Origin of the sequence: Mesorhizobium sp. IMUNJ 23033 (genome assembly GCF_044778005.1) — a bacterium.
GTDB classification, from domain to species: domain Bacteria; phylum Pseudomonadota; class Alphaproteobacteria; order Rhizobiales; family Rhizobiaceae; genus Mesorhizobium; species Mesorhizobium amorphae_A.
On the sequence record NZ_JBJACT010000036.1, the window covers coordinates 54,530 to 67,358 of the forward strand.

The window sequence follows — 12,829 nt, forward strand, 5'->3', positions numbered from 1 at the left end:
ATGGCGATCACAACAGGTCGATGAGGAACTGGATCAGCGGCGCATCGGCGGGCGGCATTGGATAGTCGCGCATCTGGCGCGGCCGCACCCATTTCAGCGTCTGGCCCTCCTTCGGCTGCGCGATACCGCGAAAGCGGCGGCAGATGAACAGCGGCATCAAGAGGTGAAAATCATCATAGGAATGGCTGGCGAAGGTGAGCGGCGCCAGGCACGGGATCTCGGTCTCGATGCCGATCTCTTCATGCAGTTCGCGGATCAGGCACTCCTCCGGCGTCTCGCCGGGTTCGACCTTGCCGCCGGGGAATTCCCACAGGCCGGCAAGTTGCTTGCCTTCGGGGCGCTGCGCCAGAAGCACGCGCCCGTCGGTATCGACCAGGGCGCAGGCCGCGACGAGAAGCAGACGCCTGCCAGCTGGTTTGACGTCGTTCATGCGCCGGCCGGCCGGCGATAGTGATAGCGGTAGACTTCCTCGAAGCCCAGCGAACGGTAGAGCGCCAGCGCCGGCGCATTGCCGGCCTCGACCTGCAGCCAGGCCTCCCGCGCGCCGCGCAGCCGCGCCCATTTCAACGCCGACAGGATAAGGTTGCGGCCGTGGCCCTTGTTGCGCGCCGCCTTGTCCGTGGCGACCTCGAACAGACCGGCGAGATCGCCGTCATGGACGCAGATCAGCGTCGCCAGCGGCTCGTTTCCCTCTTCGAGCGCGAACAGACCGGCCTCGGGCTGGATGGCGCCGATGATCTCCGACAGGCCGGGCCGCAGCGACACGTCCGAACCGCTCACCTTGAGCGATGCGCCGATGAAGCGGCTGATGTCCTTCAACGGGATCTGATCCATGGCGGGTGCGAGTTGCGCGTCCGCCAGCGGCAGGCGCATCACCAGCGATTCGTCGAAACTGCTCCAGCCTTCGCTGTCGAGGTGCTTGGACAGGTCCGGACCCGACAGCGGCGATATGCGGAAGGTCAGCGGCCTGCCATAGGCGTCGAAACGCCGGCTGGCGCGGCCGATGCGATCGGCGATGTGCTGGATATCGCCGGGGTCAAGTGGATTGACCGAGTTCAGCCGCTTGGCCGGATGGCCGGCCGTCAGCCGCACCACCCAGGTGCCGTCATAGTGGACGGCCGCCGCCGGCCAGGCGCGAAACCCGGCCGCCTCGTAGCGACGCACGATGGCGAGCACGCCTGCCGGATGTCTGGAAACCAAGGCCGTCAGCTCCGATAGTCGCCATTGATGGCGACGTATTCCTTGGTGAGATCGCAGGTCCACACCGTCGCCTTGCCCCGGCCGATGCCGATATCGGCACGGATGCGGATGTCGTCGCGCTTCATGTAGGCCGACGTCGCCTCCTCAGAATAGGCCGGATCGCGTTCGCCTTCATGCGCCAGCCTGTTGTCGCCGAACCAGATCGACAGAAGGTCGCGGTCGGCCGGCTCGCCGGCCTTGCCGACGGCCATGACGACACGGCCCCAATTGGCGTCCTCACCGGCAACTGCCGTCTTGACCAGCGGCGAATTGGCGATCGACAGTGCGATGCGCTTGGCCGAGCGCGCCGATTTGGCGCCGGTAACGGTAACCTCGACCTGCTTGCGGGCGCCTTCGCCGTCGCGCACCACCTGCAGCGCCAGCGACTTCAGCACCTTGCCAAGCGCACGGCGGAAAGCGCCGAGGCGGGCATCCTTGGGATCGCTGATCGCGGGCGCGCCGCGCCTGGCGGCAGCACCTGTGGCGAAGAAGAGCAGCGTGTCGCTGGTCGAGGTGTCGCTGTCGACGGTGACCGCGTTGAAGGTCTTGGCCGTGCCGCGCGACAACAGATCCTGCAACACGGGCGCCGCGATCGGCGCGTCGGTGGCGATGAAGGAGAGCATCGTCGCCATGTCGGGCGCGATCATGCCGGCGCCCTTGGAAATGCCGTTGATGGTGACATCGGCTTCGCCGAGCTTGATCGTCGCCGTCGCCACTTTCGGATAGGTATCCGTGGTCATGATCGCCTTGGCCGCCTCGGTCCACAGGTCCGGCTTGCCGTCCTTGACCAGTCCAGCGAGCAGGTGACTGAATTTGTTGGTGTCGAGCGGCTCGCCGATGACGCCGGTGGAGGCCAGGAACACTTCGCCTGGCGTGCACCCGGCGGCCTTGGCCGCCGCCTCGCCGGTCAGAGCCGTGGAAGCGCGGCCCTTCTGGCCGGTGAAGGCATTGGCATTGCCGGAGTTGACGACCAGCACGCGCGCCTTGCCGGCGCCAAGGTTCTGCCGGCAGAAATCGACCGGCGCCGACGGGCATTTCGACTTGGTGAACACGCCGGCGACCGCGGTGCCGGCGTCGAAGACCATGGCCAGCAGGTCGGTGCGGTTCTTGTACTTTATCCCGGCCTCGGCGGTGGCGATGCGCACGCCCTCGATCGCGGGCATTTTGGGATACTTCTTCGGCGCGAGCGGCGAAATCGTTGCGGACATGCGGGCCTCGGGCGGGAAAATCGCAAAGGGAAGGCCGGTTTGCCCGATACGACGCGCCGGCGCAAGGGCGTTTTCGCCGCTGTTGCGAGCCACGCGGACCTACGTGCCGAAGGACAAATCGGCACCGCGCCTGACCCGGCAAGGCGCGCGTTACGCTCGGGCTTGTCATGCGCGACGGCCAATAGCGCATCGATTCGGAAACCTCGGAAGCCATGAATAGGCGTCCGCGACTTCTGCGGTCCCGCGGGGGGCCGTCGCGTTATCCCTTGTCCAGTCGAGAAACGGCCCGTTTCGTTTCGCCGCGGGCCTTGTATGATCCCTGCGAAAATTGCCGGCAAGGAAAAGCAGATGAGTGAGCAAGCGCATCCGGGGCGCAGATCGATTGGCGCCAGGCGCAATCCCGACAGCGCCGATGCCATTCTCGATGCCGCCGAGGCGGTGCTGACGGAGGCCGGCTATTCCGGCTTCTCGATCGAGGCGGTGGCGCGGCGGGCGCGGGCCGGAAAGCCGACGATCTACCGCTGGTGGCCGAGCAAGGCCGCCTTGCTGCTCGAGGTCTACCAGCGCGGCAAGCGCGTTACCGTTCCCGATACCGGCAATCTCGAGGAGGACCTCGTCGGCTTCCTGAACAACCTGTTCCGGCACTGGCGCGAGACGTCGTCAGGCAACGTATTCAGATCGTTGGTCGCCGAGGCGCAGTCGGATGAAGCCGCAGCCGTGGCCCTTGCCGAGTATGCCGGTGGGCGCCCAGCCCACACCGGCCAGATCATCGAGCGCGCGAAGGCAAGGGGCGAGGTTGCAGCCGATATCGATCCGGCGCTGGTCGCCGACCTGGTGGCCTCCTATGCCTGGAAGCATCTGCTGACCAACCGGCTCGACGAAGACGAAGCGACGATACGCAAGGCGGTCCGTTATTTGACGCAAGGCATAGCGGGCGCCCGTTAGCGCAATTCCAGGAAAGGTGTGAAACGGTTTTCCGTCCGGAATTGCGTCAAAACAAAAAGATAGAGCGGTTCTGCGTTTCCTTGAAACGATGAACCGCTCTAAAATCGCGGCCGAGCCGGCCGATTGAAAAAAGGGCGCGGCAACCGGGTTGCCGCGCCCCTTTTGAAGTTCTGTCGGCCTTACTTGGCGCTTTCCATCGTGTCGACCGCCTTCTTCAGGTTCGCGTCGGGAATCTCGACCTTGGCGGCGCCGCGCAGCGACTTGACCAGCGCAAAGTACTTGTCGCGGATGACGGCCTGCTTGGCCTGGTCCTTGACCTCTTCGAAGGCCGGCGGCTGCTTGGTGCGCTTGTCCTCGAGCTTGATGACGTGCCAGCCGAACTGCGACTGCACCGGCTCCTTGGTGTATTTGCCGACTTCGAGCGCGAATGCCGCCTTGTCGAATTCCGGCACCATCTGGCCAGGTCCGAACCAGCCGAGATCGCCGCCATTGGACTTGCCGCTCGGATCGCTGGTGTGCTCGTTGGCGAGCTTCTGGAAGTCGGCGCCGCCATCGAGCTGCTTGATGATCGCCACGGCCTCTTCCTTCGTCTTCACGAGGATGTGACGGGCGTGCACCTCATTGACCGGCGACGTGTTGGCGATTTCCTGGTCGTAGCGGGCGCGCACCTCGGCCTCCGTGACCTTGTCGACGACGCCCTTCTCGACCATTTCGCCATGCAGGGCGCGCTGCTGCAGGAACGCCATGCGGCGCTGGAAATCGGGATCCTTGTCGAGGCCGGTGGTGACCGCCTGGGCGGCCATGATGCGGATCTCTATGGCTGCCGAAAGGGCCGCCGCACGGCGCTGTTCGGGCGGAAGCTGCGCAAACTGCTGCGACAGCTCGCCTTCGGCAAGCCCAAGGTCTGCCTCGGTCAGCGGCTGGCCGTTGACGGTAGCGACCACCGCGTTGGGGTCGACCGGCGCAGCCGCCGGGGCCGGCGCTGCCGGCTGGACGGGGGCGGCTTCCTGCGCCATCAGGGGCGGCAGCGACAGAGCCGACAGGCCGAAAGCCAGGCCAAGGCTGGCGAGCGACGCACGGCGGAACGATAGGGACATTAAGTTAACTCCGATGGGGATTGCCGATGGGGTTGCTTGAGCAAAATGGCTTGCAGATCAGCCAGATTGTGGCGGAATTTGGCGCGGTCCGCAGGACGAGCGCGGCGTTGACATCAGTTGAGCCCCCTCTTATCTGTCCAACGACTTTGCGTCCAGAACCGTTTTCCGGGCGCTTTTTGCGTTTGTCCGCGTTTCACGCGGAATTGATGGGGCCGGCCGGCACCCGTCGCAACGATTAAGAATGCTATCGAAAGGGCCATTGGATGGTCAGTCTCGGCGGTCTCGCCCGTAAGGTTTTCGGCTCCTCCAACGATCGCCGCGTCAAGGCGACCCGGCCGCGCGTCGAGGCGATCAGCGCCATGGAAAACGAGATGCGGGCGCTCTCCGATGCCGACCTCAGGGGCCGCACGGAAAAATTCCGCCAGGACATCGCTAACGGCGCTTCGCTCGATGATCTTTTAATACCGGCCTTCGCTACGGTGCGCGAAGCGGCACGCCGCGTGCTCGGCATGCGCCCGTTCGACGTGCAGCTGATCGGCGGCATGGTGCTTCACAATGGCGGCATCGCCGAGATGCGCACCGGCGAGGGCAAGACCCTGGTCGCGACGCTGCCGGTCTATCTCAATGCGCTGGCCGGCAAAGGCGTCCACGTCGTCACCGTCAACGACTATCTCGCCACCCGCGACTCCGAATGGATGGGCCGCGTCTATAAATTCCTCGGCCTGACGGTCGGCGTCATCGTCCATGGCCTCTCCGACGAAGAGCGCCGCGTCGCCTACGCCGCCGACGTCACCTACGCCACCAACAACGAGCTCGGCTTCGACTATCTGCGCGACAACATGAAGTACGAGCGCGCCCAGATGGTGCAGCGCGGGCACAGCTACGCGATCGTCGACGAGGTCGATTCGATCCTGGTCGACGAGGCACGCACGCCGCTGATCATTTCCGGCCCGCTTGAGGACCGTTCGGAGATGTACAACACCATCGACGCCTACATGCTCAGGCTTGGCCCGGACGACTACGAGATCGACGAGAAGCAGAAAACCTCGATCTTCACCGAGGACGGCACCGAGAAGCTGGAGAACCTGCTGCGCGCGGCCGGCCTGTTGAAGGGCGAATCGCTCTACGACGTCGAGAACGTCGCCATCGTCCACCACGTCAACAATGCGCTGAAGGCGCACCGGCTGTTCCAGAGGGACAAGGACTACATCGTGCGCAACGGCGAGATCGTCATCATCGACGAGTTCACGGGCCGCATGATGCCAGGCCGCCGCTATTCGGAAGGCCTGCACCAGGCGCTTGAGGCCAAGGAGCACGTGGCGATCCAGCCGGAGAACCAGACGCTGGCCTCCGTCACCTTCCAGAACTATTTCCGCCTCTATAAGAAGCTTGCCGGCATGACCGGCACGGCGCTGACCGAGGCCGAGGAATTCGGCAACATCTACAATCTCGAAGTGACCGAGATCCCGACCAATTTGCCGGTCATCCGCAGGGATGAGGACGACGAGGTCTATCGGACCGTCGAGGAAAAATACAAGGCGATCGTCAAGGAGATCCGCGAGGCGAGCGCCAAGGGCCAGCCGACGCTGGTCGGCACCACCTCGATTGAAAAATCCGAGCAGCTGGCCGAACGCCTGCGCAAGGAAGGCTTCAAGGACTTCGAGGTGCTGAACGCCCGCCACCACGAGCGCGAGGCGGCCATTGTCGCCCAGGCCGGCAAGCCCGGCGTCATCACCATCGCCACCAACATGGCCGGCCGCGGCACCGACATCCAGCTCGGCGGCAATGCCGAGATGCGCATTGCCGAGGAACTCGGCGACATGCCTGAAGGTCCGGAGCGCGAGGCCAAGGAAAAGGAAATCCGCGACGACATCGCCAGGCTGAAGGAAAAGGCGCTTGCCGCCGGCGGCCTCTACGTTCTGGCCACCGAGCGCCATGAATCGCGCCGCATCGACAACCAGCTCAGAGGCCGCTCCGGCCGCCAGGGCGACCCCGGCCGCTCGAAATTCTTCCTGTCGCTGCAGGACGATCTGATGCGCATCTTCGGTTCCGAGCGCATGGACGGCATGCTGCAGAAGCTCGGCCTCAAGGAAGACGAGGCGATCATCCATCCGTGGATCAACAAGGCGCTGGAAAAGGCGCAGAAGAAGGTCGAGGCTCGCAACTTCGACATCCGCAAGAACCTGCTGAAATATGACGACGTCTCGAACGACCAGCGCAAGGTGGTGTTTGAGCAGCGCATCGAACTGATGGACGGCGAAGGCCTGTCCGAGACCATCGCCGAGATGCGCGAAGGCGTCATCGAAGAGATCGTCGCCAAGAACATTCCCGAAAACGCCTATGCCGAGCAATGGAACGTCGCCGGCCTCAAGGCCGAGGTGGCCGAATTCCTCAACCTCGATTTGCCGATCGAGGACTGGGTCAAGGAAGAAGGCATCGCCGAGGACGACATCCGCGAGCGCGTCACCCAGGCCGCCGACGCTGCCGCCAAGGAGCGCGCCGAGCGTTTCGGCCCCGACGTGATGGCCTATGTCGAGCGTTCGGTGGTGCTGCAGACGCTCGACCATCTGTGGCGCGAGCACATCGTCAATCTCGACCATCTGCGCTCGGTCGTCGGCTTCCGCGGCTACGCCCAGCGCGACCCGCTGCAGGAGTACAAGGGCGAGGCGTTCGAGCTGTTCCAGGCGATGCTGGGCAATCTGCGCCAGGCCGTCACCGCGCAGCTGATGCGCGTCGAACTGGTGCGCCAGGCGGCGGAAGCGCCGCCTCCGGAAGCACCCGACATGTTCGGCAGCCATATCGACGGCACCACCGGCGAGGACGACTTTGAAGGCGGCGAGACCGCACTTCTGGTCCGCCAGGAGAGCAACGCCATCGTCGCTCCCGAAAACCGCGACCCGAACAACCCCGCGAGCTGGGGCAAGGTCGGCCGCAACGAAGCCTGCCCCTGCGGCTCCGGCAAGAAATACAAGCACTGTCACGGGGCGTTCGCGTAGCGCACCTTATTCCTTCTCCCCGTCCCTATACGGGGAGAAGGTGCCCGAAGGGCGGATGAGGGGCGGCGCCGGCCCTGGCGATTTTTTCCGACCAGGAAAACCGGCGTTACAGCAGCCCTGACGCTCGCACGGCAGCCGTTGCCTCGCCGCGCGAGACGGCTCCAGCTTGTCCAGCACCGCCGAGACATGATGATCGACCGTCCTTGGCGAGATGGTCAGATGCGCGACATGCCGAGGCCCCGCGTTTCCATTTCCTGTGGCCTTGTGACGGCAACTATGCTATAGTTCCGAGTATGGTGCTGATTTGCGCCGACGACCCGCCGCCGAGGCGGGTTTTTCATTTTCTTCCTGGCTGGTTCACCGCTTTTTGCTGAACGAGCCTTGGCCAGGGGTGCCAGCCTGTCCGTTTCTACGCCGCCTTCAGCCGCACCATTTCGGCCTCGAACTCGAACTTCAACTGCGCGGCTTCTTCCTCCGGCAGCCAAAGCACCATCTGGGGCACGATCTTGTGGTAGAGTCGGGTGCTGTCCTGGTCCCAAGGCAGCGTTTCCGCGCTTCGCGCCTCTGCGATTAGCTTATGCAATCTCGCGCGAACCCTATCTGGATCGCCATGGTAGTAGACGGTCGGCGCATCTTCATCGAAAAGCTCAGGCTGTTCTTCGGTGCCAAAAAGGTCGAGTTGATTTCTTGCCATGTCCACGGATGCAAGGGTTCGATTCTGACCAAGACTATGCCTTATCCGGTTTCGTGAAGCGACCACCCGCGACTGGCTTATCCCCGTATTCCCGGCGTTCGCTCGCCCTTCGTGATGCCACCGGTTTTGACGAAAACGCGTACCCGCGCACTTGCCCCGGCCGGCCCTCCGCTATAGCTCCGGGCGTTCGTCGCTCGAAAAGCCAAATCCTTGGCTTTTCGCCCGCTGCTCATCCGCCTCCCGGCCGGGGGGCCAGTTGCCTTCGGCAACTCCCCGGCGTTCGCTCGCCTTTCGTCATGCCACCGGCATGACGAATGCGCGTGCCGCGCACCGGCGGCTCACCCAACCGTTTCTTAAGGTGTTTCGGATAGAGCGAAATGCAGAAAAAGAGGCGGAAAACGGAGTGTGATCGGGGTGCGCTTTTCCGCGGCCACGACAGCCGAGCGGTTTTTGCCGCAGCGTTTGGCGCTGCGCATGGTGCCGCTGCTTGACCGGATCGACGCCGTGCTGTTCACCGCCGACGAGCGCGGCGAGGCCGGGCGCATGTCGGTCATCGCCTTTTCCATCCGCATCATCAGTGCCGTCATCGCCTTCGTCAGCCAGGTGCTGATGGCGCGCTGGATTGGTTCGTTCGAATACGGCATCTTCGTCCTCGTCTGGGTGACGATGGTCATCGTCGGCAACCTCGCCTGCCTCGGCTTCCACACCTCGGTCATCCGCTTCATTCCCGAATACCGGGAGCGCGGCATGCTGGCCGAATTGCGCGGCATCGTCGTGGCGAGTCGCCTGTTCGTGCTGATCGCATCAACGCTCATCGCGGGGCTGGGCGCCCTCGGCGTCTGGCTGGGCGCGGCCTGGCTGGAGAACTACTATGTCGTGCCCTTCATCCTCGGCGTCTTCTGCCTGCCGATGATCGCGATGGGCGACTTGCTGCAAGGGCTGTCGCGCGCCAACTCATGGGCGCTTTTTGCGCTCTCGCCGACCTATCTGGTGCGGCCGGTGCTGATCCTGGCGTTCATGGCGCTGATGCTGGCGTTGGGCTACGCACCCGACGCCAGGACCGCCATCTTCGCCTCGATCGCCGCGACTTATGTCACCACGCTCGGTCAACTGATCGGCGTCACCTCACGCATGGAACGGATTATCCCGACCGGGCCGATGAAGGTGCATTTTGGGCAGTGGTTCGTCGTCTCGCTGCCGATCTTCCTGGTCGAGAGCTTCTTCTTCCTGCTCACCAACGCCGATGTGCTGATGGTCGGCGCCTATCTCGAGCCCAATGACGTCGCCGTCTATTTCGCCACCGTCAAGACACTGGCGCTGGTGCATTTCGTCTATTTCGCCGTCAAGGCCGGCGTTGCCCAGCGCTACGCCCAGTTCACCCATGGCGAGCCGGAAAAGCTTGCCGCCTTCGCCCGCGAGACGGTGTCGTGGACGTTCTGGCCCTCGCTGGTGATGGCGCTCCTGGTGTTGGCGCTGGGACAGCCGATGCTGGTGCTGTTCGGCCCCGAATTCACCGCCGGCTATCCGCTGCTGTTCCTGCTGGTGTTCGGCGTCGTGGCGCGGGCCGCGGTCGGCCCCTGCGAGAGCCTTTTGACCATGAGCGGCAACCAGAACATCTGCGCCGCCGTCTATGCCATGACGCTGGCCTTCAACATCGGCCTCAATGTGCTGCTGATCCCGCATTTCGGCCTGTGGGGCGCGGCGATCGCCACCAGCTTCGCCATGATCTTCGAGGCCGGCGCGCTGTCCTTCACCGTCTGGCGCAAGCTCGGTATCGTCATGGCCATCTTCGTGCCCGCCAGGAGAGATGCCTGATGGCCGCCGTCCCGTTGCTCGAGGAAACCAGCGGTGGCCCCGCCGGCGCCATGGTGTCCGGCCTTGCCGGCTTGGCACGCGAGGCCGATCCCGCCCATATCGAGATCCTCGCCAACAACCGACCCGAGCGCAAGCTCGCCATCTACCCGGCCTCTGCCGGCTTCGACCTGGTCGAGGAACTGGACTATCTGTGCACCCGCACGATCGAATCCAACGTCTTCTTCAACCCGCGCTTCCTCGCCCCGGCGATGCCAAGGCTTGAAGACCGTGAAGTGCGCCTCGCTGTGATCCGCGACGGCGACGAGTACCGCAACCGGCTGCGCCTCCTGGTGCCGTTCTCGGTCGAGCGGCCGGCGATCCCCCTCGGCGTCCCCGTGATGCGCACCTGGTCGAGCCCGTTCGGTCCGATCGGCACGCCGCTGGTCGACCGCGACGACCCGGTCGGCGTCATCGAGGATTTCTTCTCGATGCTGTCGCGGCCACATCTCAAGCTGCCGAAGGTCTTTGTGCTGCCCGACATCCGGCTCGACGGCCCGGTGGCCAGCCTGCTCGCCTCGGTTGCCGAGACGCGCAGCCTGACCATGGTCACCACGGGCAGACTGGAACGCCCGGTGCTCGAAAGCGAGGCGGAAGGTGAGGCGTATCTCAAGGCATCGCTGCGCGCGCATCACCATCGCGAATTCCGCCGCCTGAAGCGGCGCCTTGCCGACCTCGGCAAGCTCGAGCACGTCGTGGCGCGCGGACCCGACGAGATCCGCCATGCCATCGAAAGCTTCCTGACGCTGGAGGTGGCCGGCTGGAAGGGCCGCGAGCGCACGGCCATGGCGATCGACCGCTTCCGCGCCGCCTTCGCCCGCGAGGCCGTGCACCGGCTGGCCGAGCAGGATCTCTGCCGTATCCACTCGCTGACACTCGACGGCCGCACCATCGCCTGCCTGATCGTCTTCGTCGAGGCCGGCGTCGCCTATACCTGGAAGACCGCCTATGACGAGACGCTATCGGCCTATTCGCCGGGCACGCTCTTGATGATCGAGGTCACCAGGCAGCATCTCGACGACCCCAACATCGTGATGACCGATTCCTGCGCCGTGCCCGATCATCCGGTGATGAGCCGGCTGTGGAGCGAGCGCAAGCCGATGGGTACGCTGGTGATCGGGCTCTCGCCGGACGCCGACCGCCAGGTGCGCCAGGCGGCGTCGCAGTTGCATCTCTACCGCGAAACCCGCAACATGGCGCGCCTGCTGCGCAACCGCATGAAGAGCCTGCTGGGGCGGCGCTAGAGCGACTCTAGGAAAGGTGCGTAGCGGTTTTCCGACTTTGTCGATTGCCCTTTTCCGACCAACGAGCCTTTTGGCTTAGGTCATAAGGGTTGCTGTTCCCACGCAGTGGGAAGGTTTAGCATCGATACAGTCCAAAGGGGACGAGGCGGTAGAGTTGGCCGCGCGGTTAGCATCATTTGCGCCTCGGTCTTGCACGGCCAGAATCAAAAATCTGGGAGGAGTGCATGACGAAGATAGCTTGTCTTGGGCGTCGCGGGATCCTCATTTCGATAGGTCTCGTCGGCGCATTCCTGGGCGCGGCCGCAGCTCAGGCCGCCGAACCCAACAAGGCCGAACTCGATGCCCTGAAGCAATCGCTGGCCAAGTATGAAGACTACAAGGCCGCCATTCGTGACCTCTACCTGTCGACGGTCGGATGCGTCTCCTATAGCGGAGAAAAAATACCCGGAACGATGGACTACCCGAAGGGTGCCATGGGCATTCATTTCGTCAACGTTCCCAGCATCGGCCCGACAGTCGATCCGATGCGTCCCAATGTCTTGATCTACGAACCGGTCGGTAACGAGTTGCGCCTGGTCGGCGTCGAGTGGCTCGTGCCCCTGACGCCCGACACCAAGGCGCCGCCGGAACTCTTCGGACAGAAATTCATGGGCCCGATGGAGGGCCACTATCCGCTCATTCCAAAGGAGTTCCACCACTACGACCTCCACGCCTGGCTGTTTAAGGACAACCCGGACGGAATGTTCAGCCCGACGAACCCGGACGTGAAATGCGACAACTACGCATTCCCCATGCCGGAGCAGCCGACCAAGATGGTGCCGGGACCGATGTGATGTAGTGGCTCGCGGGTCCAGTTGACGGCAGAGGCGGGGCGAGGCCCCGCTGCGCTTCCTTGATAGGTGAAGGTGAGGCACAAAGGGGTGGGCCGGTCCCAGTTTGCGGCACGGGAGGGGTCCCCTTCTGGAGTGACCTTGCTTCGAAATCGCGCAAGATTTTTTTCTGACTTCCTGCGGTTTAACCGCGCACATACATTTTCACTCGCCACCAAGGCTAGGCGGAAGGCCCGGTACAATTCGCGGGCAGATAGCCCTATTTGGCGTGCGTTGAAAAATTAGCTTTCCTCCAACGGCCGGCGATAGCGACCCAGGCGACGTGCGATCAGCTAAGCAATTGCTTGTCGTCGCCCGACAAACGCCCGACAGCGGCGTTCGATATGTGGTCGGTGCCTTGCAAGCCGCCATGCCCCCTTTCACGCTCTCCAGCGGTCTTTCATGAGCGCGTAAAGTCTGTCCGCTTTGGGCCGTAAGCAGATCGCCGGCAGGCCGAGTTTCTGGAGCTCCGGATGCTGCCATGGCGACAGCGATCCCGCTTATCAATATCAGACCTGCCTACAATATATATGTATATATTAGGTATACCTAATTTAGTGTCGATTTATATTATCAATCACTTCAAACAACATCCATTTCATGATTCTGTATTTGTTAAGACTCACAAAATATCAAGATCATACAGGGTGGGGTAAGTATGTCCGATATTTCTAAAGCAAGGTACG

10 protein-coding genes are annotated in these 12,829 nt (G+C 63.6%); 5 read left to right on the forward strand and 5 right to left on the reverse strand.

All coding sequences use genetic code 11. The features are described from left to right. Positions 1-7 precede the first annotated feature (7 nt). From mutT to argJ, 3 genes are read right to left on the reverse strand one after another with little or no spacing between them, the layout of a single operon-like run. Entirely contained in the window at positions 8-430 is a 423-nt protein-coding gene (mutT, locus tag ACFX5Q_RS29755) for an 8-oxo-dGTP diphosphatase MutT (protein ID WP_404283615.1), read from the reverse strand. Continuing rightward, positions 427-1,200 carry a GNAT family N-acetyltransferase gene (locus ACFX5Q_RS29760; RefSeq protein WP_404283617.1) on the reverse strand — a complete coding sequence of 258 codons (774 nt, stop codon included), beginning with the start codon at positions 1,198-1,200 and terminating at the stop codon, positions 427-429. Before ACFX5Q_RS29760 ends, mutT begins: the two co-directional genes overlap by 4 nt. Before the next feature lie 5 nt (positions 1,201-1,205). After that, on the reverse strand, positions 1,206-2,447 hold the full coding sequence (gene argJ, locus ACFX5Q_RS29765; RefSeq protein WP_404283619.1) for a bifunctional glutamate N-acetyltransferase/amino-acid acetyltransferase ArgJ: 1,242 nt from the start codon (positions 2,445-2,447) through the stop codon (positions 1,206-1,208). Between the two features lie 348 nt (positions 2,448-2,795). Between argJ and ACFX5Q_RS29770 the strand changes: the two genes are divergently transcribed. Continuing rightward, complete coding sequence (locus ACFX5Q_RS29770; protein ID WP_404283621.1) at positions 2,796-3,392, forward strand: TetR/AcrR family transcriptional regulator; 597 nt, start codon at positions 2,796-2,798, stop codon at positions 3,390-3,392. A 179-nt stretch (positions 3,393-3,571) separates the two neighbouring features. On the opposite strand, the gene ACFX5Q_RS29775 is transcribed toward ACFX5Q_RS29770, so the two are convergent. Then, positions 3,572-4,489, reverse strand: coding sequence for a peptidylprolyl isomerase (locus ACFX5Q_RS29775; RefSeq protein ID WP_404283623.1), 918 nt, complete (start codon positions 4,487-4,489; stop codon positions 3,572-3,574). A gap of 263 nt (positions 4,490-4,752) precedes the next feature. On the opposite strand from ACFX5Q_RS29775, the gene secA reads away from it, so the two are divergent. Next, entirely contained in the window at positions 4,753-7,485 is a 2,733-nt protein-coding gene (gene secA, locus ACFX5Q_RS29780; RefSeq protein ID WP_404283625.1) for a preprotein translocase subunit SecA, read from the forward strand. A 409-nt stretch (positions 7,486-7,894) separates the two neighbouring features. On the opposite strand, the gene ACFX5Q_RS29785 is transcribed toward secA, so the two are convergent. After that, entirely contained in the window at positions 7,895-8,185 is a 291-nt protein-coding gene (locus ACFX5Q_RS29785; RefSeq protein WP_404283627.1) for a hypothetical protein, read from the reverse strand. A gap of 408 nt (positions 8,186-8,593) precedes the next feature. Between ACFX5Q_RS29785 and ACFX5Q_RS29790 the strand changes: the two genes are divergently transcribed. The 3 genes from ACFX5Q_RS29790 to ACFX5Q_RS29800 all read left to right on the forward strand — a co-directional run bounded on the left by ACFX5Q_RS29790 (position 8,594) and on the right by ACFX5Q_RS29800 (position 12,107). Continuing rightward, entirely contained in the window at positions 8,594-9,994 is a 1,401-nt protein-coding gene (locus ACFX5Q_RS29790; protein ID WP_404283638.1) for a lipopolysaccharide biosynthesis protein, read from the forward strand. Beyond that, entirely contained in the window at positions 9,994-11,274 is a 1,281-nt protein-coding gene (locus tag ACFX5Q_RS29795) for a GNAT family N-acetyltransferase (protein ID WP_404283629.1), read from the forward strand. Before ACFX5Q_RS29790 ends, ACFX5Q_RS29795 begins: the two co-directional genes overlap by 1 nt. Positions 11,275-11,498: 224 nt before the next feature. Then, positions 11,499-12,107: a hypothetical protein gene (locus ACFX5Q_RS29800; RefSeq protein ID WP_404283631.1), complete on the forward strand. Its 609-nt coding sequence runs from the start codon at positions 11,499-11,501 to the stop codon at positions 12,105-12,107. Positions 12,108-12,829 lie beyond the last annotated feature (722 nt).